Consider the following 22,527-nt stretch of genomic DNA (forward strand, 5'->3'; position numbering starts at 1 on the left):
ATCGTTGACAGCCAGCAACCCGGCGCCGCGCCGCCACCGTCACACCCACCCCTCCCCATCCCGTCTAAACCTGGACATAGAAAAATCCGCCTGACAGTCAATGCCAAGCGGATTTCCTTAATGGTTAGGAGAAATCTACTCCCAAGACCTCCACTGTCTTTCCACCATTAGGAGTTGCAAGTTTGATCGAGACAACGTCACGTCCAGCGGTCAGGTCACCGATTGGCAAACGGATCGTGGTTGTGATGTACGTTCCGTTGACTTCTGCCGTCGCCAAATTCCTTAATGGGGAGTCGTCTGCTGTTATGTGCTGAACAATCCGCTGACCATCATCAAGCTCGAGTTCAACAACAAGCTGATTCTCGAGGTTTGGATCATTCGTGTCACCAATTGGATTGAGATGAATGGCCATTGTGGTGGGGTGCGGGATTGTGGTGGTTGCAGTGGCGTCGCCAAGCTGAATGATGTCTGCGACGGAGTAGACCACGCCGTTTTCAGGCAATGGGCAGGCATCTGGTTCATCGCTAGGGCTCATCGGGTCGACGTGGTGGCACTGCGTTGCGCTATTGGGCGAGGTTGGGGTAAACGCGGTGGCTGGAATGCGCGTGACTTGCGTACCTGGGGTAGCGGCGAGCCAGCGCACCGGCACACCTGCAAGCGTCGGCGGGAGGAGCTGCTCATTACGCCAGGCAATTTCGTTCTCAATTTCCTTAATGGAGGTGTTGAACCAGTCGATGGCCGCCTGCGCCACAAACCGCTGATGCTCCTCCCCATTAGGACAATCGAGCGTTTCGCAGCCAATCCGGTCATCTTGACCATTTTCGACTGCGGCTTGATTAATCAGCAGGTGCCCAAACCCTGGCACAACAGCAATCTGCGCTGGGTTTTGCCGAGGCTGTTCGAGGTATTCGCTCAGCCATTGGTGGGCGGAGTAGGCAACGTCGCCGTCAAGTTCACCAACGATTCCCAAATACGGAATATCAACAACTGGCGGCGAGAACGACTCCTTGTCGAAGGTGTCATATGCTCCACCGTAGGTGAGAATGGATTTCACCTTGTCCGCACCTAAAAACTCCGCGGCGCTATTCGCCAGGCTTGCCGAACGCGAATGCAGCATCAACCCGATTGTCTGCGTATCGACACGGTCGGCCAGTTCAGATTGGAAAATATCGGTTTCCCCGGTGGTATCGGTGGTGACAGCGTCGACAAGCTTGCCAACGAGGCTGTTCCACATTTTTGCTTGATCATACGGCTTATCGACGTCGGCCCCCACAAACACCCCGGTAACATCAGGAATCAGCACGCTGTAACCGGCCTCGGCAAGGCGCTCGCCGAATGGAATCATGCCACGGTCGAAACGCGTAGGTTCCGAGCCGTCGGCACACGGATAGGCGAATTCCAGCTCGCCGCAACCCGGCGCGCGCAGATGACTGACAATAATCAGCGGCATTTCCTTAATAGGGGACGTTGGGGTCACCAGGACTCCGCGCGCAGGCGTGGCATACCCTGATTCTTCGACATTGCCGAGGTCGACCTCGCTGATGCGGGCCGTACCTTCCGTATTAAGGAAAACGGTGGTTGAGGCAAGTGGTCGATCGGCTGCGGCACGCGGACCATCAGCAGGGGCAGACGCCTCGAACGTATCCTGCGCTACGGGTGGTTCTTGCGAAGGTGCACAAGCACTTAACAGTAAGCTGCCGGCAACGAGGCAGGCGCCGAGCATTGGGGTACGGAAGTGATGCATGGGGTGTGGAACCTTTCAAGAAAATCTGAACCTACCTATTAAGGAAATAAGCTACCCCGATGAGGTGCAAGGTCAAAACATTGTCACGGTAGCGTTGTTGCGAATCAGCGTTTCACGCGACGACAGGATCGCCGCAAGTTCATGGTTCCACCGTTGCTACACACCGCCACCCCGCACCGCCGCACGCCACCAACAGCCGCGCACACATCACCGCCACCCTGCGCACGCCGCACTCCCTGCTCCGTCATCCACCGCACATCTATCGTGATTTTGCCCTAAGATCGAGGCTACCTACACCGGCCGGAAATCCGGTTCGTCTCTGTTACATAAGGATGGTTGGCTCGTGCCCATTAGTTTCCCAGCGCCACAACACGTGCAAGAGTTGCTCACGGATGGCTTTTTCGCTGCCTTACGACGCGACGTCGCAGTCGCTTTACTCGTCGGTAATCAACCGACTGTCCGGTACAGCACCAGCAAGCATGGCTATATGGTCGAACTTCAGGGCAATGGCAATCAGATTCAGCTTCCTGCGGTGGTCGTTGGTCAATTGGGCGCTGACCATGTAACGGTGACGTGGGAGCCGATCCTTGATCAGTATCCATTTCTAGGCACAGTGCTTACTGATGAGATCCTGCAAGCAGTTCGTACCTGTTATCGAGGCGCGCTACCATTTTTGCTTCCAGATAACATTGGCGGGGCTACGATCTTAATGGCCACGCCTGATCAAGATGCCACAGCGTTGCCGTCGCTTGCCGAAACGCTGCTACGTGGACTTTCGCGCATACCTGACCACTATAATCTGCACCGTGCGCTAGTGGCGTTTGCCGGTATTGAGGCCCATCCGATTCAGCTCACCGATTCAGCTGTCGTATTTGCTGATTCGTGCCAGGTCGATCTTGCCCGCAGGCAGCTTGTCAGCGACATGTCGTTGGCAGAAATCGCCGCGGATGCCTTTTACCTCGGGCTCGAACACCAGTTGTTCTTCCAGCAACAATTCCGGCAACCACGCATTGAGCTCAGTCAGGATCATCAACAAGCAAAGATTCATGTTGGCGAGCAAAGTTTCGTCGCCCGTGCCTGCGTCGTCGGTATCATCGCTGACGGCACGTTTACCTTCGCCTACCATCTGAGCCCACACTTATCCCTACTCCGAGAATTCGCGGTCACGCACGGCATCCCTGAACTTTTCAGCTCACTTTCGATCCAGCGCGCGCAACAACTTGGCGTCGAGCACTGCGCAAAACGCATCTTAAAAATGTGGACGCACGCTTTTGTCCCATTAACGGAAAACACCAGCGCCTTAGTGCTTATCGACGCCAACCCACTCCACCTTCCTTCTGTCACACCAGAAATTCGTCAATATGTGCTGCACCAGCCTGTGCCTCCGTTGCTTGATCAGGCGCGCGCCGCGGCAGCCTATACCCAGTTGCGCCCAGTTGCTTCAGAATAATTGCGAGTAAGGTAGAACTGTCCGTGTTGTACACAGAAAGTATTGAGTACCGTTGAAGTCTTTTGCTGCTGATATTCGTTTAGTTGTCACCGATATGGATGGCACACTGCTTGATGAGAATCATGAAATTCCAAAGCAGTTTTGGCCATTGCTACAACGCTTGCATGCTGCAGGGATTCGGTTTGCACCAGCTTCCGGTCGACAACTGTATACACTGTTAGAACAATTTCAAGCAGCAGATATTCCGCTCTCGATTATAGCTGAAAATGGAACAATGGTGTACCACGACGGCGCAGTCATTTCGACCACAACGCTGAATCCAGCAGATGTTCATGCCGTCATTGACGTCATTGATGCGCATACCGACATCGATTGGGGCATTGCCTTGTGCCGCACTGATGGAGCGTTTATTTCGCGTACTGATGAGGCATTTGTCACTGAAGGCGCACGCTATTATGCACGCCTGACGCAAGTTGAGGATTTACACACTGCCGTCAACGATGAAGTCATTAAGATTGCGCTCTATTCATTTGAAGACGTCAGCTTGCGTGCAGAATCGTTGCTCACTGGCATCAGCGACGCAATGACAGTCACAGTATCGGGCAAGCATTGGATCGATATGATGAACCCAGTGGCAAATAAAGGCGCTGCATTAAGGGATTTGGCACAGGCGATGGGAATCAAGTTGGAGCAAACCCTCGCGTTTGGCGATTTCTTAAATGATTATGAATTACTCGAAACCGCTGGTACCTCGTACGCCATGGCAAATGCTCATCCACAACTCTTAGAGCTTGCCGATCACATAGCTCCAAGTAACGCAGAACATGGTGTTCTCAAGGTCTTAGAGCAGCTACTCGCACAGTAACAATGGTCGGTTCCAAGTCTTGCTCGGAACCGACCATAATTGTTGTTGTGCTTGATGAACCGCCCTTGGCGTCGAAAAGCAGTTACTGCTCTAAGCCGCGCGCCACATCGGGCACGTAGCGGAAGTCTTCCCGCGGTGGGCGCTCATAATCGCGCTCGGATTGTGGGCGACTTGGAATTTCTGGCAGCTCGCGCTTAATCTTTTCGTACGGCACGACCGACAAAATGTGGCTGATCACATTAATGCGGGAACGCTTCTTGTCTTCGCTTTCCACGGTGTACCACGGCGCAGCTGGGATATCGGTGTGAATGAACATCTCGTCTTTCGCGCGCGAATAGTCTTCCCACCTGGTGATCGACTGCAGATCCATTGGGGAAAGCTTCCATTGGCGCAGCGGATCATTCCGGCGCGACTTGAATCGGGCAATTTGTTCTTCGTCCGAAACCGAGAACCAATACTTCAACAAAATGATGCCGTCTTCAACCAGGAGGCGCTCAAAAATTGGGGCTTGGTGCAAAAAGCGGCGATACTCTTGGGAAGTACAAAATCCCATCACGCGTTCCACACCGGCGCGGTTATACCAGGAGCGGTCGAAGATAACGATCTCGCCTTTCGACGGCAGTTTCTCCACATACCGCTGGAAATACCACTGGCCTTGTTCACGCGAGTTCGGTGCTGGGAGGGCCTCAATACGGCAGGTGCGTGGATTCAGGTACTGCGTAATTCTCTTAATAGCGGAGCCTTTACCAGCCGCGTCGCGACCTTCCATGATAATCACCACGCGTGCACCAGTTTCTACCACCCACTGCTGCATTTCAACCAATTCAGCCTGCAAGCGTTTCAGCTCGGCTTCATAGGCTTTTTTCTTCAGTTTCTTTGGTTTGCTCTGTTTGGGCTGTCCCTTATGTTCTTTCGCCATACCTTTCAATCTAGACCTGCTGCCCCCTAGGTGTCGAACTTTTTGCAATTATATTCGGCATTCATCCCCCATCCGCATGACTCAAGGATATGACTGCCACTTCCAACGCACCACTTATGGCATGTCGAAAACTGTGCGCATGGCAATGCGACGTGGCACCCGCCGCTGGGACGCTGGGCAGCCGAGTGCCCGCTGCTGGGCCGGCACCCGTCGCCGCACACCCGTCGCTGACGCGCGCCCAACTATCATGCCTCGCTGGCCTCCAGCTCATCGGAGGCCAGCGTTTGGCTATCCTTCCAGGCTTTCGCCTAATTCCATCCACGCCATTTCAAGCTCATCGAGCTCATCGCGCACATTTTGCGCGTCTTGGCTCAGCTGCGTCAAAGTTTCAAGATCCGTCGCAGCAGCTAACATCTGAGCGTCAATATCGCCTAACTGCCCGCGCAGCTTTTCAATCTTGCGCTCCAGCGACTTCATTTCCTTTTCCATCTTGCGCCTGGTTGCCGCATCCAAGCCGCTGGTCACCACTGTGGCCGCATCGGTCGCGCGTGTTGGGCTCACCTCTGCTTTATCGCGCAGCATTGCTTGACGACGCTGCAAGTACTCGTCAATACCACCAGGCAAATTCGTCAGTGTCCCATCGCCGAACAACGCCCAGGTGGAATCTGCAATACGCTCAATCAAGTAGCGATCGTGTGAAATGACCACCAAGGTACCTGCCCAGCTATCCAGCAGGGACTCCAGTTCTTGCAATGTATCAATATCAAGATCGTTGGTGGGCTCGTCGAGAAGCAACAGGTTTGGCTCAGCCATTAACACGCGCGTGAGCTGTAACCTGCGGCGTTCGCCACCTGATAAATCACCGACCGGGGTGCGCTGGCGTTTGGCAGAAAACCCTAAGCGCTCAGCCAATTGGGAGGCGCTGAGTTCTTTTTTCCCTAATTGGACGTAGCTTGCGATCTGCTCCACCGCATCAAGCAATCGCAAGTCCGGATCGAGATCGTCAAGCTCCTGACGCAACCAACCAAGGCGAACTGTGCGCCCTTCAATGCGTTTACCAGCACTGATTTCATGCACACCGGCTAATGCGCGCAACAAGGTGGTTTTACCTGAACCATTGACACCCACAACACCAATTCGTTCACCAGGGCCAAGTCTCCAGGTCAAATTGTCAACCAGCACTCGCCCATCAGGGGTTTGAATCTGGGCGTCTTCAAGTTCGACCACCACTTTGCCTTGGCGCTGCTTGGCAAAGGACATCAGTTCCACGCTATCGCGCGGTGGCGGCACATCTGCAATTAAGGCTTCTGCTGTTTCAATGCGATACCGCGGCTTAGAGGTTCGCGCTGGCGCACCACGCCGCAACCACGCTAATTCTTTGCGCGCTAAATTCTTGCGCCGCTGCTCCATTGCATCACTTTGGCGCGCACGTTCAGCCCGAGCAAAAATCCAGTCATTATAGCCGCCCTCATAGGTATCAACTTTCCCATCATGGACTTCCCATGTTTTCGTGGCCACGGTATCTAAGAACCAGCGGTCGTGAGTGACCACCACAATGGCAATCGAACGTGCTAATAAATAGCTTGCCAACCACTGCACACCTTCCACATCGAGGTGGTTGGTAGGTTCGTCGAGGATGACCAAGTCAAGTTCTTTCACCAAGGCTGCCGCCAAATTGACGCGGCGGCGCTCGCCACCAGAAAGTGATCCTACTTGCGTCTCTAGGCCAAGATCTGCAATGCCAAGGCCCTGTAAAACCTCACGAACTTTCGCATCCGAAGCCCATTGGAAGGTTTCCAGCCCAAGCGGTGCAATCACAACATCCGCAATCGTTGCTGCAGGGTCAAGCTCGGCACGTTGGGTCACCACCGCCATGCGCAGCTCAGAATTGTGGCTCACTCGCCCACTATCAGGTGGTTCAATGCCAGTTAAGATTTCCAGCAAGGTAGTTTTGCCACCACCATTAAGCCCAACTACACCGATGCGATCGCCGGTTTGAATACCAAGGCTGACTGCATCGAGGAGAGTTTTAAGTCCAAATGATTTGGAAACATTTTCCAGATTGATCAGATTGGCCATGGTTCACCTTTCACATGGGCACCTGTCGTGACCCCAGTAGTTGTTGTAACTTGCGCGACTTCTGCGAGCTCTTGTGCCACAATGTGTGCGTCATTTTCGCTGGCACACACAAACGCACACGTTGGTCCAGAACCAGACACGAACCCCGCCAGGGCACCTGCTGCAGTGCCAACTTCTAAGGTGCGTCGCAATCCTGGCGCTAAAGACAACGCCGCTGGTTGCATATCATTATGAATATGCGCAGCAACCTGCTCCACATCGCCACGAAGAAGGGCTTGTTGTAATGCCGTGGTTGTCAGGTGCGGGGTGTGCGCAAGTGAATCCAGTTTGCGGAACACGGCCGGCGTCGATAAGCCCTCACGTGCAAAGGCAAGTGCAAAATGCAAGGTTGTACGCGTGAGTACCGGCGTCAGCACTTCCCCGCGACCGGTACCAAGGGCAGTGCCGCCCATAAGGGTAAATGGCACATCCGAACCCAGCGCTGCCGCCCAGGTTAATAATTGTGTGCGATCGAAAGGATTCCCCAGTAAATGATTGCACGCAACCAAAGCTGCAGCTGCATCCGCGCTACCACCTGCCATTCCACCTGCAGTTGGGATACCCTTGTGCAATTCCAACTCAACCGACGGCGCTGGTTTCCCAGATGCTTGCGCATACTGCTCAAGCACAGTTGCTGCCGCTCGCCACGCCAAATTCGTGTGATCAAGCGGCACTCCCGCCTGCGAACAACTCAACTTCTGCACGCCACCTGGCCCATCGACCGTGCGGACCGTGAGCACATCGTGTAATGCAACTGATTGAAAAATAGTGACTAAATCATGATAGCCATCTTCGCGCAGCTTGCCGACGCCAAGGTGCAGGTTCACTTTCCCATGCGCAATCGCTTGTACCTCAGCCACGATGATGCGCCTCAGCGATCTTCACAAAATCATCCACTGTTAATTTTTCACCACGCAGTGTTGGATCAATACCGGCACGCAACAATACTTCTTCTGCGGCAGCCCCGGAGCCAAAATACCCAGATAACGCTGCACGCAAGGTTTTCCGGCGTTGTAAAAATGCTTGATCAATAATTGGGAACACTTCATCACGCAGCGAAGTATCAAACGGATGCGTGCAATCAATTCGCACTAAACCAGAATCAATTTTCGGCTCTGGCCAGAACACCTTTTTTCCAATCGCCCCAGCTTTGCGAACATCACCATAAAAGGCGGCCTTGACACTTGGAACACCGTAAATCTTATTCCCCGGCTGTGCCGCCAAACGATCTGCCACCTCTGCTTGCACCATCACCAATACTCGCTGTAAGGATGGGAAAATTTCTAAAAAGTGCAACAACACTGGCACTGAAACGTTATATGGCAAATTCGCCACTAATGCAGTTGGCTGGTCAATATCAGTTGCGGAAATTGTAAGAGCATCTTGGGTCAGCAACTGCAGTTTCTCGCTGACACTACCAGCGCGCTTTGCAACTGTAAGCGGTAACTGAGCAGCCAGACGCGGATCAATTTCAACCGCTGTTACTCGTGTTGCGGTTTCTAGTAATCCAAGGGTCAAAGAGCCTAGGCCTGGGCCTACCTCAACGACATGTTCCCCACTGCCGTCGTCAAGCCCTGCTGCTGCAACAATCATGCGAACAGTATTCGGATCGTGTAAAAAGTTCTGTCCTAATTTCTTCGTAGGATTCACATCAACGAGTTCAGCAAGTTGGCGAATATCAGCTGGGCCAAGTAACGATACATGTGGGGAATTATCCATAGAAACAAATGTACCCTTTAAAAAATCTAACGGGTAAATTTTTTAAAGGGTACACCAATTCTTAGCGCTGCCAAGCAGGCTTATGATCATATGCGAAGCGGTAATATTCAGCATGCTCCAACTTCGAAGCAGCAGCCTCATCAATAACCAAGGTTGCTTGTGGATGCAGCTGCAGCACACTTGCTGGGCATACTGCTGCAACAGCGCCTTCCACGGTTGCCTTCACTGCATCAGCCTTGCCTTCGCCGGTTGCCAATAGCAACAGGTGACGTGCCTCGGAAATGGTACCCAGGCCTTGGGTCAGCACGTGAATTGGCACTTCATCTTCAGATTCGAAGAATCGTGCATTGTCCTGAATGGTTTGTGGGTGCAAGGTCTTCAAGCGAGTACGCGATACCAACGAAGAACCTGGCTCATTGAAACCAATATGACCATCGGTGCCAATGCCAAGCAGCTGAATATCCACGCCACCAGCTTCCTTAATGGCTGCATCATAGGCTGGACCAGCCTCGGAAATATCTTCAGCCATGCCATCAGGGCTCTTGACGACGGCATCATCAATATCGATGTGGCTGGTGAATTCACGACGGATCGTGGCATAGTAGCTTTGCTCATGCTCTTTTGGCAGGCCAACATACTCATCGAGTAGGAATGCCTTGGAATCAGCAAAGCTTAAGCCTTCTTCCTTGTGGCGGCGAATCAGTTCCTTATACATTGCCACCGGGGTGGAGCCAGTTGCCAGGCCCAAAGTCTTACCAGCACGGGCATAGCGCTCGTAAATATCTGCTGCAACCTTTGCTACGTCATCAGCGGTTGGAAGAATAATGATCTCCATGAAAGGGCTCCTTTAAAGCGTTGAAGAAAGTTTCTGTCCGCGACGGTACACGGACTCGATCTCAAAATTGTCGTTCATAATAATGAAGTCAGCATCGCGGCCAACTTCCAAGCCACCAGCATTGGTGCCCAACAGTTGTGCTGCATTCGCCGTGACCAGCGGGATCATATCTTCCAGATCCCAACCATTGGTAGTGTGACGCTTCAGCTGTTCCAGAATCACCGAAGTACCACCGGCAATCGCACCGCCATGGGTTAATCGAGCCACACCGTCTGCAACCGTAACCGGCAAAGCTCCCAGCACGTAGTCGCCATCACCAAGGCCAGCTGCAGCCATTGCATCGGTCACAAACATGGAATATTTTGGTGAAGCGTTACGCACCATATTGACAATATGATCATCCAGGTGCACGCCATCAGCAACTAATTCTACGGTGACCAGGCCTTGTTCAGCTGCGTCGATAAGCGCAGTTGTGGCACCTGGTTCACGGTGATGGATTTGTGGCATGGCATTAAACAAGTGCGTTGCGGTAATCGTGGCGCCCTTCTCCAAACCATACTGAATGATTTCCCAGGTGGTTGCCGCATCACCTGCGGTATGGCCGAGGGAAACAATAATATTGTGCTTGACACACACGTCAACCAATTCGCGGGCATGTGCGGTTTCAGGGGCGAAGGTAATCGAACGAACATGTCCACGACCAACGGTTGCAATGCGATCCAGCATGTCTGGATCACCTGGAATGATCGCATCTGGATCCTGAGCACCACACTTGCTGTGGTTAATGAATGGGCCTTCCAGATGAATGCCGACAATCTCGCCTTCGTCGGCAAGCTGCGCCAAGATCTCAGTTTGGCGCGTCAGGACTTCTTCCGTTGCCGAAACCAAGGACGCCACCAAGGAGGTTGTGCCGTGCAGTGCGTGGTGACGAGCGGCCTTGCGGCAGCCTTCCAGATCTGAATTTGGAAAGGACTCTCCTGCGCCACCATGATTATGAATATCGGTGAAACCTGGGAATATCAGCGGCAAGGACTCATCAGCGGTTTCCAGCGGAGTGATTGCGGTAATAATGCCGTCTGTAACTGTCAGTTGTGCTGGTGTCACACCATCGTCATTGACAACTCGACCAAGAAAAGTGGTCACAATAATCATTGCTCCTGTGTACGTGCAAGATATGCTGCACCAACTAATGGTGCATTTGTTCCAAGCGTAGCCTGCGTGCATGCTACATCTTTTAATGAACCAATCAGTCCTTCGCGCAAACCAGCCTCGAATGGCCGAAGGGTTTCTGGAAGAGTACCAACTCCTCCACCTAACACGATAGCGTCTACGTCGAAAGCATTCACGAATCCAGCAATGCCGCGTCCTACACACTGTTGCGATTGATCAAATAATTCCACCGCTTGTGGGACGCCATTGCGATAATCATCCATGACTGGGTGCAAGGATGGTGCGCCATATGCTTTCGACATGGCAGGTCCGGCACCGATATTTTCAATGATGTCGCAACCACCTGCAGGGGTTGGGCCTAAGATATACGCAATTTCACCGCGTGAGAAATGTGGGGAATCCACCAGCTTGCCATTGCGAATCAGCGCACCACCAATACCGGTACCGATGGAAACGAACAGCACTTCTTTATCTTCACCGACGCCGTACACTGCTTCACCAAGGCCCATCACGCGCACATCATTATGCAAGGCAACTGGCAATGAAGTGGCGGCTTCGATCACGGAGCTTAATTCTGTTCCCGCCCATCCTGGCATAGTTGGGCCGGCATATAAGATTTTCCCTTCGCCAACGACACCTGGGGCACCGATACCAATCCGAACGGGTACAAGGTCATGTTCGGTGGCGACTTCTTGCAGTTGTTGAATTGCAGCGATGACTTCCCCAACGACAACGTCACCGCCTTCTTGCGCTCGGGTTGGACGCTCAGCCCGAAACATGACTTGTGTTGGATCGGAATCGAGCACAATGCCGGTAGCAATCTTGGTACCGCCAATATCTACTGCAATAGTGACCATGATGAAAAAATCCTTGAAAAAGAAGTGGAAAGGATAAATATGAAGTTATTTACAGTTTTGCCACAGCTTCGTGCAATGGGATGTAGTGGCGATGAACAGCTTGGCGCAGCGCCTCAATATCTTTTTGCTCGATTGCTATGACCATATCTGCATGAGAATCAATAGTGCGTTCAAAATCACTGGAAATATCCAGGTTCAACATTGGAACTGTTTGGGCATGAATCTGCCATAGTGAATCGGACAGCTCACAAATAAACTTATTCGACGTTGGTGCTAGCAACTGTGCGTGGAATTGGCGATCTTCCTTGGTGAAATTGCCATGATCCTCGTAACTCGTGCGCATCGCTGCCACAGTTGCATACATCTGTTCGATAGTTTCTGCAGTGTGACTATCAATAAGCTCTTGAGCCATAAAGGTTTCAAACGCTTCCCTGGTTGCGACCACTTCTAATAAGTGCGTGACTGAGTTATTCGTATCCAGTGTTACGCGTAGCACCATCCCGCGAACGAGTGGGCTCATACTCATTTTTGAAATAAAAGTACCTTGACCACGTCGAATTTCAACAATATCGAGTGATTGCAGGGTACGCATTGCCTCACGAACCGAACTGCGAGAGCAATTCAACGCCTCACACAGCGTGGTTTCAGAAGGCAAAACATCCCCCACACGCAAACCGTGATCTCGAATGAACTTTTCAATTCCTTCTACTGCCTGCTGTGTCGTGCTGGGAGCCATAGAAATCGTCCTTTCGAGTCGGTCAATGTGTGGGGGAATGTCAAAATCCTTTATGCCTGTGGAACTGATTCGGTAAACCACCGCGTGATTGACGTTGGGTGGGTAATCGCAGTGCCAACACATGCGGCATGGATTGGGCGCTTAAATACCTCGGCCAAGTCTGCCACGGTATGAATGCGACCTTCAACAATAATAGGCTTGGTAATTCTTGCAACGACCTGATCAATAAACTCAAAGTCTGGACCAGGAGTCTTTTCGCGAGCGCCTGTATAACCAGCCAAGGTGGTACCAATCAAATCAGCACCGGCATCCTCAGCACGCAGTGCATCATCGAGGCAACCACAATCGGCCATGACTGCCACCCCTGGGAATTTTTCGTGAATCATACGAACTGCATCAGCAAATGATTCATTCCCCAGGCGTGGACGATCGGTAGCGTCGATTGCAACAATATTGGCGCCAGCAAGTGCACTTGCGCGAGCGTGTGCCATCGAAGGGGTGATATACACGCCTTCATGTCCGTACTTAATCAATCCAACAACTGGGACTTCAACAGCCTGACGTGCGGCACTAATGTCGACCACACCTTGCACACGAACCGCTGCTGCCCCACCTTCCACAACTGCTTGACACATACGTGCAGTTACTTCTGGGGTACGCAGTGGCTCACCAGGATATGCCTGGCAACTGACGATCAAACCTTTGGTTTGCTCAATAATACTCGCGAGATCCGTGCTCATAATACTTCCTTTAATGTTGCTTTTCGACGCTACTTGCGACCAACTGGATTACAGTACGCCCTGCGCCTTCAAGATCTCAGAGATACCAGCAATGGTCTCTTCATCTTGGCTGCGAACTGGAGCCGGCATGGTATTGGTGGTGAACACACCCTGTGCCTTCAAAGCACTCTTGAAGGAGCCAACACCTGCACCATAGCCCTGGAAGTTCTTTGGTACGAAGACAATGCGCATCAAGTCAGCCAAACGCTCCTGCTCAGCCTTCACAGCTTCCCAGTCACCGGCCTGGTATGCATTCCACTGGCGAACATAGCCAGCTGGGTCAACATTGCCCAGACCAGGAACTGAGCCATCAGCACCAGAGAGGTATGCACCGTCAACAACCACCTCATGGCCGGTGAGCACGGTCAGTGGATGGCCGGCACGCTCATTGTCTTGCACCAAGAAACGGAACGATACGTCATCGCCAGAGGAATCCTTCACACCTGCAAGCACGCCTTCCTTGCCCAGCTTCACCAGCAGGGTGTGAGGCAGCTTGAAGTGTACGCACACTGGAATGTCATATGCGAAAATTGGAAGGTCGATCGCTTCGTGGATCAAACGGAAGTGACGCTCAACTTCTTCCAAACCCTGCAGTGCGTAGAAAGGAGCAGTGACGACAATTGCGTCAGCACCCAATTCCTTCGCAACCTTTGCATGCTCAATCACACGGTTGGTTTCAGTATCGATGCAACCAACCAACACTGGGACGCGGCCTGCGTTGAATTCCACAGCCGCTTCAATAATTTCACGACGACGCTCATCGGTGGAAAATACCACCTCGCCGGATGAACCCAACACAAAAAGACCGTGGCAACCTGCGTCGATAAGCTTATCGACGAGGCGCTTGTAGCTTTCGCGATCGAAGGAACCATCCTCAAGCAATGGGGTTACGAGTGGAGGAATGACACCGCGAAAATCGTGAGACATGGTGATCATGGACCTTTCTTTGAAGTTTTGAAGGTACTGCTTAAAAAGTATGGGTATGTACACGTGGCGACGACTACTCCGCCGCCACGTGTAAAAATGTTGATCTTATTCTTGGATCAACGATGGCACAGCTGAGAGCAGCATGCGCGTGTAATCTTCATGTGGGTTGTGGAAGATGTCATAAGTAGATTGTTCTTCCATAACCTTGCCTTTATACATCACGGCGATACGGTCTGAAATAAATCGGACTGTATTAATGTCGTGAGAAATAAAGACCAGACCAAGATTCAGCTTGTCTTTAAGTTCGGTGAGCAGGTTCAGCACCTGTGCGCGAACAGACACGTCCAAAGCGGAGGTTGGTTCGTCGGCGATAATGACGTCAGGCTCGAGCACCAATGCACGGGCAATTGCCACACGCTGGCGCTGACCACCAGAGATCTGACGAGGAAGCACGTCGAGAGCAGATTGTGGCAAACCAACCAAATCGAGCAGTTCCTTTACTCGCTCAACACGAGATTCTGGAGTGCCGATGCCATGAACTTTCAATGGGTCGATAAGCTGATCGCGCACCACCATGCGAGGGTTCAATGCGGTAGCAGGGTCCTGGAACACCACGGAAACTGCACGACCGATCTCTTTGCGACCTGCACCATTGAATTTTGCTGGCTGGCCGCGGAACAAGACTTCGCCCTTGGTTGGCTTTTGTAGACCAACCATAACGCGTGCGGTGGTTGACTTACCACAACCGGACTCTCCCACCAGGCCTAAGGTCTTGCCCTTAAAGACCTTCATGGAGACGTCGTTGACTGCATGGACTTTGTCCGGCCGGAAGAGTTTGCCGGTACGCGAGGTATGGATCACATGTACGTTACGCAGTTCAATAACTGGTACGTCTTGAGGTGATGTCATGATATTCCTCCTAGTGGAATTTCAAACTCTTTATTCGGACTTGGACTTTTGATCAAGCAGCTCAGGCAGTTCTGCATACCAGTGCTGTGGACCGACCTCGACCATCACTGGGCGAGTCTCCAAACCTACAGTTGGGTGCGAAGAACGTGGTGCGAAACGGTCGCCCTTGACGAACTCGCGTGGTGAAGGCACTGTACCTGGAACCTGGTGGAGGTGACCAGCACCGGATTCGATGGAAAGCACAGCACCCAGCAGACCCTTGGAATACTCGTGGGTGGTGTTGGTCATCAGTTCTTCGGTTGGAGCCTGTTCGACAATCTGGCCAGCGTACATCACGGTCACGCGGTGCGAAACCGATGCAACCAGAGCCAAGTCGTGTGACACGAACACCATTGCGAAGCCAAGCTTCTGCTGCAGATCGTGCAGCAAGTCGATAACTTGCTTTTGCACCGTCACGTCCAGTGCGGTCGTTGGTTCGTCGGCAATGACCAGCTTTGGATCGCGAGTCAGTGCCATAGCGATCAGCACGCGCTGACGCTGGCCACCGGAAAGCTCGTGTGGATAAGACTTCAAGGTACGAACTGGGTCAAGACCTACCAGCTCCAGCAGTTCTTCTGCAGTACGAGTACCACCGCGCTTGGTCAGCTGCTTCATCTGAGCAGAGATCAGCATCGATGGGTTCAAGGAGGACAATGCATCCTGGTAGATCATTGCAATCTCATGGCCGCGCAGTTCGTTGTGCTCCTTTGGCGACATACCAACTAATTGCTTGCCTTCGAAGAAGATCTCACCGGAAATCTCAGCAGTATCTGGCAGCAGACCCATGATGGTCATTGCAGTAATGGACTTACCACAACCAGACTCACCCACCAGACCCATCGTCTCACTTGGGCGAACTGAGAAGGAAACATTGTCAACGATTGCAACATCACCGTGAGCGCCTGGGAACTTAATCGACAGATTGCGAACATCGAGCAATGGAGCTGCAGCTTCTTGTTCTGGGGTCAGCTTCAAGCGGTCAGTACGCTTCAGCTCAGAGGTACGCAGTGCACCGAGGCGCTCTGCCAAGGAGTCTTGCTGGCGAACATGCTCTGCAACAATCTTGGCATTGTGCTTCTCAAACTCTTCTTCGGTCACAACTGCGGCCTTCTTATTCACGCGAGCACGTGGTGCAGCCAGTGCGTCGGTCAAGCCTTCAGACAGGACGTTCAGGGACAAGGTGGTCAGCAAAATCATCAAACCTGGGAAGAAGGTTGGCCACCAGTAACCGGAAGTCAGCAGCTGCTTACCATCAGCGAGGATATTACCCCATGAAGGGTTTGGTGGCTGCACACCGGCTTGGATGAAGGACAGGGAAGCTTCGAGCACAATAGCGTCTGCCACGAGCACGGTTGCGAACACCATAATTGGAGCGATGGTGTTACGAGCGACGTGCTTGAACAGAATCCAAGAAGTACGAGCACCCATCACCTTGCTTGCAGAAACGTAGTCTTCACCGAACTGCGACAAAACGTTTGCACGAATAATACGTGACAGCTGTGGGATATAAAGGAAGCCGATGGAGAACACGATCACACCGATGGACTTGCCAAGGGATGCCACGAACACTGCGACCAGTGCGATGCCTGGGAAAGACATGATGATGTCAAGCACGCGCATCAGGATTTCGGAGACAACCTTGCCTGCGGTTGCAGCGATGGAGCCCAAGACTGCAGCAACGCAGAGTGCCATTGCGGTCGAGAGCAAACCGATTGCCAGAGAGTAGCGAGCTCCATAAGCGACACGAGCGAAGATGTCACGGCCAGTTGCGTCAGTACCAAACCAGAAGACTCCGTCTGGCGCAACCACTGGTGAAGTGGCGTCAGCTGCGCGTTCTGCACCGACGAGGTCGGCTTCGAATGGAAGTGAGGTTGCCAATGGATCGAACTTCGAGATCAGTGGCGCAAAGATCGCCATGAGAATGACCAGGAAGAGCACACCGACGGCGATGCGGGAACCAAGTGGCAGATTTGATTTCTTGAGCCGAAGGCCAGGAACACTGAGCTTTTCTGTCTTCTTTTTGCGTATCATTAGACGCTCCTAATGCGCGGGTTGACCAGAACGTAGAGGAGGTCAACGATGATGTTAATAAGAATGAAAGCTACCGAAACGGTCAAGGTAACGCCTTGAACGAGGTAAACGTCGTTACGCGTCACGCCGTCGAGGATCAGCTGGCCCATTGCTTGAATGTTGAAGATGATCTCAATAATAACGGCGCCACCCATGAGGTAACCGACGCGCAGACCAAGCACGGTGATTGGAGTAATCAAAGCATTACGCAGTACGTTGCGACCGATCACAACTGGCTTTGAAATACCAGCACCAATTGCGGTACGAACATAGTCTTTGTCAAGCTCTTCCACCATTGCGGTACGAACAACACGAGTCAAAGAACCTGCCACTGGCACAGCCAGTGCGAAGGAAGGCAAGAACATGTTGTTCAGGTAGGTGCCTGGATCTTCATAGAATGGAACCCAGTCGCCGATCAGTGCTGGGAACCAGCCAGTACCGGATGGAACTGTACCGAAAGCCTGAATGAGCAAGATTGCCAACCAGAAGGAAGGGGTTGCCAGTGCAGCGATCGAGAGAATACGAATGATCTGGTCTGGCCAGCTATCGCGATACAAAGCAGCAATAACGCCCAGCGTGAAGGAGATGATCACGGCGATGAACAGACCCACAAACGTCAATTGCAGCGTAATTGGGAATGCATAGGCAACCAGGTCTGATACTGCGGTGTTACCTTTTGAGGTACCAAGGTCGAGGCGGAACAGGCCCATCAGGAACTGACCGTACCGAACCATCATTGGGAGATTGAGACCGTGTTCTTCACGGTATGCTTCAAGAGCGTCCTCACTTGCAGCTTCACCAAGTGCCAGACGAGCTGGATCGGCTGGAGAGAAGGACATGACGAAGAAGACCAGGAATGTGACGCCCAAGATCATAATAGGCAGTGCTACTAGCCTTCTACCGATAAGTCGAATGAGATTTGACACAGCAGAAATGCTCCTTTCGAAAAGAAACGAAGCGGTTGATTGAAATTTTAGGTAAAATTATCTGTGAAAATACATAGCGCGACCAGCGCTTTTAAACTTAAAGTCTATATAATTATGGGAATGCTAGGCGCAATTACCCTTTCGCAACAATTGTGCGCAATCTAAATAAAGTCAGTCTCTGACTGGCATGTCTGTACGAAACACGCACAGAAGAAACAACACACGGGGCAAGCTCACTAGCAGGTCACTAGGCGCCCGCCCCGCGGTCATTATTCCCTTGTAATGAAGTAGATTACTTCACTCCGACGTCCACGAAGGACAGGCCGGTGAGAGAGATTGGCGTGAAGCCATCGAGAGCCTTGGAATCCCAAGCAGATGGGCTCTTGCGGTGGAACAGTGGGTACAGAGGAACTTCGTCAGAAATGATGTCGAAGATCTCGTGCCAGGTTGCAACCTGCTCATCACCGGTTTGCTCTGCAGCCTTGCCAAGCAATTCCTGAACCTTGTTGTAGGAGTCGGTGCCCTTCCAGTGCATACGACCGTCGGTCCAGGTATCACCTGCATACCACCAGCGAAGCAGGAGGTCAGCGTCAGCGCCGAATACAGATGGGTCACCAGGAGCGATCACAACATCCCAGCTGTTATCCTCAGAGATCTTGTTATAGAGGTCAGAAGACTTCAGCTCTTCGAACTCAACGGTTACACCCTGAGCTTCGATAGCTTCCTTAATGATTGGGGTACATGGCTTGACCCAGTCATGGTTGGTTACCAGCATCTTGATGTTCTTCAAGCCGGTCTCAGCGAACAGCTCGGAAGCCTTAGCAGCATCGAGAGCATAGACGGTGGAAGCCTTCTTGTATGCAGCGTGGTTTTCCTGAACGAAGCAGGTAGCTGGGGATGCCTGGTTGGAGAGACCAGTCTTGATGACCTTGTCCATGTCGATGGAGTACAAGATACCCTGGCGGTTCTTGAGGTCATGCATTGCGGAGTTCTCACCATTGTTGAACATGATGAACAGCAAACCGAAGCCCTGTACGGACTCAACATCTGCAGAACCCTTAACCTGATCGATGGAGAGGTAAGGAACAGAGTCGATAGCCATAACAGACTTGGACTCGATTGCATTGGTACGAGTAGCTGCATCTGGAAGAATCTTCCAGGTCATCTTGTCGGTCTTGGCTGGCTTGGAGCCGGTGTAGTCTGCGAACTTCTCGAATACAACGGTCGAGGAAGCAGCACCGTTATCGGTCATCTTCCATGGGCCGGTACCGACTGGGTTAGCATCGAATGCAGCCTTGTCAGCTTCAACAACTGCCTTTGGAACGATCTTTACAACTGCAAAGCGCTCCTTGACCAATGAGAATGGGTACTTGAGGGTGAACTCAACAGTCTTCTCATCCTTTGCAGCTACCTTCTCGATGAAAGGAATGAAGGAAGCGTACAGGGACTTGTTTTCTGGATCGAGCACGCGCTCGAAGGAGTAAACAACGTCTTCAGCGGTTACTGGGTCACCATTGTGGAACTTAGCACCGTCGCGCAGCTTTACAACAACGCTGGTGCCATTAACCTCTGGCTCACCTGCAGCAAGTGCTGGGTAAACCGTGCGGTCTGGGGTAGGCATGATCTCATAGAGACCTTCCATGGTGTGCCAGTTAGCAGCGATGGTGAGTGCAGACGTGGTGGTCATTGGGTCATAACCATTGGTACCGAGTTCGTACGAGATACCTGCGGTGATCTCGTGCGCCATCATCTTTGAATCCTCGGTGTCTGCCATCATCTTGTCACCTCCTGCTGGCTTTTCTTCCTTGGAGCCACAAGCGCTCACAGTGGTGGTAATACCTGCAGCAGCGGCAAATACGCCGGCCATCTTCAAAAAGCCGCGGCGGTTCATGCCTTCAGCGGTATTCGTCATGTTCCAACCTCCTAAGAGTTGAGTTGTCGGACGTCTGATGTCTCATAAGTGAGTGTACTAAATAACCCACCAAATAACAACGGCTTTAAATCACAATCCCTCAGTAGAGTTGTTTGGATTACATACCCTTGCCATGACTTCAACAATACTGCAGGTCAGTACAAAATGCATGCCATTTTAAATCTTGCGATACCCCCATAATTCTACCCCCACAATCACACCCGTTTGGGTGTCAATGTCTACTCAAACGAGCTGCAAGTACAAAATGTGGTTTTTCGAAAACAAAAAACCGAAAGAAACCACAGTTCGGTAATTTCTTTCGGTTTTGGTACGAGAAAACTTCTAGCGAAGTCCCAATTTCGCAGTACATGCAGGCCAAGCACCCCAACCTTGGACAGCCAATACCTTCTGAGCCACTGCAATCTGCTCTTCTCGAGTTGCGAGATGCGCATATGGAGCAAATTCGCCGCCACCTAAGGCCAACCAGGTTCCCGGTGCGAACTGCAAACCTCCAAAAAAGCCATTACCAGTATTAATGGCCCAGTTTCCACCAGATTCACATTGCGCTAAAGCATCCCAAACTGATCCAGTTGGCACACCTGGCACACGCGAAACTCGAGTGCCCTTGCGGATTGTGGCAGGCTCCGCTGGAACCACAATCGATTCACTGATAACGTCGCGCGCAGTCTCCTGACCATTGACAATAGTAACTTTACGAGTGACTGATTTCACACCCGCTACAGCTGGTTTTTCCTCGTCTTCCAGCCCTTCAAGCATCTCCGGATCTTCAACAATCACCGGCGGCACATCATACGGTTCATCAGCGGTAACTTCCGTGATCTCTACCCTATCAACCACAATTCGCGAATTATTCACGATGACGGTATCTAAACTTGGCTGCACCCGATCATGCTCTCCAAGTTCAATACCACGTTGCTCTAAAACATCAGCAACCGTCGCAGCAGAGATGGAAACATGCACCGCCTTACCAGCTTCCACCAACGTAATAATCTTTGGCGTAATAACTTCTAAACGGGTGCCTGATTCACTAAGTGCCGTTTCCGCTGGCTGACTCAATACCAGTGCTTTCACAGCTTGTGGCACATCTTCCATTTGCAAGACCAGCTCGCCAACTGTCGTTGCATTCGTCTTTACAGTCGAGGCTTTACCATCAACGACAACAGCGACCTGTTTTGCAGTTCGCACTGAAATCTGTTCGTGATTGCGCAGTTTTTGACTCAACGCTGGCGCAACAATGTCATCCGAATCAGTTTCAACACCAATAGCGTCGAGCGCACCGGCAACGTCGTAAGCCAATGTACGCAGCTCATGGGTCTGTCCATTGACTTCTACTGTGACATCTTTTACGAGTGCCACCGCGGCAATACCTGAGACAGCAAACGTAGCCGCAACACCACCAGTTGCAATACGCAATGGTATCGAAGTTTCTTGCCGTGTCTGAATACGTTTTCTTTGACGATTACCCATTCGTGTTTCTCATCCTTCACTACTTGGCCTACATGTTTACATCCAACATGCAACAACGCAGGCCATATGTTCTTCTATAACAATACGGTAACAACCCAAAGATTGCGACTGTTTATTTTCCACGCTTGAAAAACAATGAACCTCATGAATCACATGTGACTCATGAGGTTGGTTGCGTCTCAAAAATAGGTGAAAATTTTTTATATATTCAAGCCATACACCCGCAAGAAGTTTTCCCGCACCGCCGCCGCAAATGCCGCAACCTCCATACCTCGAGCCTGCGCCAAACAGCTAAACGTGTGCCCAATCAACGCCGTTTCATTCCGCGACCCGCGATACGGCTCTGGAGTCATATACGGCGCATCAGTTTCCACCAAAATTTGCTGCAATGGTGCATAGGCCGCTAATTCTCGCAGGTGTTCATTGCGCTTAAACGTACTATTACCCGCAAAGCTCAACACATACCCACGCTCGAGTGCCTCTTTCCCAACCGCAAAAGGCGAAGAAAAGCAGTGTAAAATTGTGGTCTTCGGCACAGGAGCATCGGCAAGCACCTCCATAAGCTGCGCATCGGCTTCTCGATTATGAATCATCAAGGCCTTGCCCGTGTCCACAGCTAGCTGAATATGCCATCGAAAAGCTTCCTCTTGCTCGCTTATCGACGCCGTATTCTCGGGATCATGCGTAATCCAATACGTATCTAGGCCAGTTTCCCCAATAGCGACAACCCGTGGATCGTGAGCCATCTCTGTCAGACGCTGCCGCGCGGCAGCATCCAACTCCCGAGCACGCGTGGGATGAACAGCACACGCTGCAACAATCCGGGGATCCTCATGGGCTGCAGCAAAGGCCAATTCTGCTTCTGCCAATCCATCGCCAACAGTGCATAAATATTCAACACCTGCATCAGCTGCGCGATTCAGATATGCCTGAATGGTCTCTGGGGTACGCGCACCAGCACTGGCAATATGGGTGTGGGCATCCGTTAATCCAGGGATACGTGCGGCTGGAACGGGAATTGGACGAGGCTTTTTCATATGTCTTACCGTACTTGGCCAAACTAC

At 51.9% G+C, this 22,527-nt stretch carries 19 protein-coding genes; 2 read left to right on the forward strand and 17 right to left on the reverse strand.

Annotated features, from left to right (window positions below; all coding sequences use genetic code 11):
* Positions 1-124 precede the first annotated feature (124 nt).
* Positions 125-1,744 carry a dienelactone hydrolase family protein gene (locus NXS99_RS08330; RefSeq protein ID WP_259288215.1) on the reverse strand — a complete coding sequence of 540 codons (1,620 nt, stop codon included), beginning with the start codon at positions 1,742-1,744 and terminating at the stop codon, positions 125-127.
* 343 nt (positions 1,745-2,087) lie between these two features.
* Between NXS99_RS08330 and NXS99_RS08335 the strand changes: the two genes are divergently transcribed.
* Together NXS99_RS08335 and NXS99_RS08340 are read left to right on the forward strand one after the other, a co-directional pair.
* Positions 2,088-3,194: a DUF6882 domain-containing protein gene (locus tag NXS99_RS08335; RefSeq protein ID WP_259288216.1), complete on the forward strand. Its 1,107-nt coding sequence runs from the start codon at positions 2,088-2,090 to the stop codon at positions 3,192-3,194.
* A 52-nt stretch (positions 3,195-3,246) separates the two neighbouring features.
* A complete protein-coding gene (locus tag NXS99_RS08340; RefSeq protein ID WP_259288217.1) occupies positions 3,247-4,059 on the forward strand; it encodes an HAD family hydrolase in 813 nt (270 codons plus the stop codon).
* A gap of 82 nt (positions 4,060-4,141) precedes the next feature.
* Here the strand turns inward: NXS99_RS08340 and ppk2 are convergent, their stop codons facing one another.
* The 16 genes from ppk2 to NXS99_RS08420 all read right to left on the reverse strand — a co-directional run bounded on the left by ppk2 (position 4,142) and on the right by NXS99_RS08420 (position 22,500).
* On the reverse strand, positions 4,142-4,978 hold the full coding sequence (gene ppk2, locus NXS99_RS08345) for a polyphosphate kinase 2 (RefSeq protein ID WP_259288218.1): 837 nt from the start codon (positions 4,976-4,978) through the stop codon (positions 4,142-4,144).
* A gap of 288 nt (positions 4,979-5,266) precedes the next feature.
* Complete coding sequence (locus NXS99_RS08350; protein ID WP_259288219.1) at positions 5,267-7,057, reverse strand: ABC-F family ATP-binding cassette domain-containing protein; 1,791 nt, start codon at positions 7,055-7,057, stop codon at positions 5,267-5,269.
* On the reverse strand, positions 7,045-7,959 hold the full coding sequence (locus NXS99_RS08355) for a 4-(cytidine 5'-diphospho)-2-C-methyl-D-erythritol kinase (protein ID WP_259288275.1): 915 nt from the start codon (positions 7,957-7,959) through the stop codon (positions 7,045-7,047). Before NXS99_RS08355 ends, NXS99_RS08350 begins: the two co-directional genes overlap by 13 nt.
* The gene (rsmA, locus tag NXS99_RS08360) at positions 7,949-8,815 is read right to left on the reverse strand and encodes a 16S rRNA (adenine(1518)-N(6)/adenine(1519)-N(6))-dimethyltransferase RsmA (RefSeq protein WP_259288220.1); all 867 of its coding nucleotides are present in this window, start codon (positions 8,813-8,815) and stop codon (positions 7,949-7,951) included. Before rsmA ends, NXS99_RS08355 begins: the two co-directional genes overlap by 11 nt.
* A gap of 61 nt (positions 8,816-8,876) precedes the next feature.
* A complete protein-coding gene (nagB, locus tag NXS99_RS08365) occupies positions 8,877-9,650 on the reverse strand; it encodes a glucosamine-6-phosphate deaminase (RefSeq protein ID WP_259288221.1) in 774 nt (257 codons plus the stop codon).
* A gap of 12 nt (positions 9,651-9,662) precedes the next feature.
* A complete protein-coding gene (locus NXS99_RS08370; protein WP_259288222.1) occupies positions 9,663-10,793 on the reverse strand; it encodes an N-acetylglucosamine-6-phosphate deacetylase in 1,131 nt (376 codons plus the stop codon).
* A gap of 5 nt (positions 10,794-10,798) precedes the next feature.
* The gene (locus tag NXS99_RS08375; protein WP_259288223.1) at positions 10,799-11,677 is read right to left on the reverse strand and encodes an ROK family protein; all 879 of its coding nucleotides are present in this window, start codon (positions 11,675-11,677) and stop codon (positions 10,799-10,801) included.
* Between the two features lie 49 nt (positions 11,678-11,726).
* Positions 11,727-12,413: a FadR/GntR family transcriptional regulator gene (locus tag NXS99_RS08380; RefSeq protein WP_259288224.1), complete on the reverse strand. Its 687-nt coding sequence runs from the start codon at positions 12,411-12,413 to the stop codon at positions 11,727-11,729.
* Between the two features lie 50 nt (positions 12,414-12,463).
* Positions 12,464-13,153: an N-acetylmannosamine-6-phosphate 2-epimerase gene (locus NXS99_RS08385; protein WP_259288225.1), complete on the reverse strand. Its 690-nt coding sequence runs from the start codon at positions 13,151-13,153 to the stop codon at positions 12,464-12,466.
* A 48-nt stretch (positions 13,154-13,201) separates the two neighbouring features.
* The gene (locus NXS99_RS08390; protein WP_259288226.1) at positions 13,202-14,119 is read right to left on the reverse strand and encodes a dihydrodipicolinate synthase family protein; all 918 of its coding nucleotides are present in this window, start codon (positions 14,117-14,119) and stop codon (positions 13,202-13,204) included.
* Between the two features lie 105 nt (positions 14,120-14,224).
* Positions 14,225-15,028 carry an ABC transporter ATP-binding protein gene (locus NXS99_RS08395; protein WP_259288227.1) on the reverse strand — a complete coding sequence of 268 codons (804 nt, stop codon included), beginning with the start codon at positions 15,026-15,028 and terminating at the stop codon, positions 14,225-14,227.
* A 30-nt stretch (positions 15,029-15,058) separates the two neighbouring features.
* On the reverse strand, positions 15,059-17,095 hold the full coding sequence (locus tag NXS99_RS08400) for a dipeptide/oligopeptide/nickel ABC transporter permease/ATP-binding protein (protein WP_396124850.1): 2,037 nt from the start codon (positions 17,093-17,095) through the stop codon (positions 15,059-15,061).
* A 2-nt stretch (positions 17,096-17,097) separates the two neighbouring features.
* Positions 17,098-18,063 (reverse strand): ABC transporter permease, encoded by a 966-nt coding sequence (locus tag NXS99_RS08405; RefSeq protein WP_259288229.1) that lies wholly within the window; start codon positions 18,061-18,063, stop codon positions 17,098-17,100.
* A gap of 292 nt (positions 18,064-18,355) precedes the next feature.
* Positions 18,356-19,975 (reverse strand): ABC transporter substrate-binding protein, encoded by a 1,620-nt coding sequence (locus NXS99_RS08410; RefSeq protein WP_259288230.1) that lies wholly within the window; start codon positions 19,973-19,975, stop codon positions 18,356-18,358.
* 342 nt (positions 19,976-20,317) lie between these two features.
* Complete coding sequence (locus NXS99_RS08415; protein WP_259288231.1) at positions 20,318-21,463, reverse strand: resuscitation-promoting factor; 1,146 nt, start codon at positions 21,461-21,463, stop codon at positions 20,318-20,320.
* Between the two features lie 200 nt (positions 21,464-21,663).
* Positions 21,664-22,500: a TatD family hydrolase gene (locus NXS99_RS08420; protein ID WP_259288232.1), complete on the reverse strand. Its 837-nt coding sequence runs from the start codon at positions 22,498-22,500 to the stop codon at positions 21,664-21,666.
* Between the last annotated feature and the right edge of the window lie 27 nt (positions 22,501-22,527).

The organism is Corynebacterium sp. HS2168-gen11, assembly GCF_024834075.1.
Classification (GTDB): Bacteria; Actinomycetota; Actinomycetes; order Mycobacteriales; family Mycobacteriaceae; genus Corynebacterium.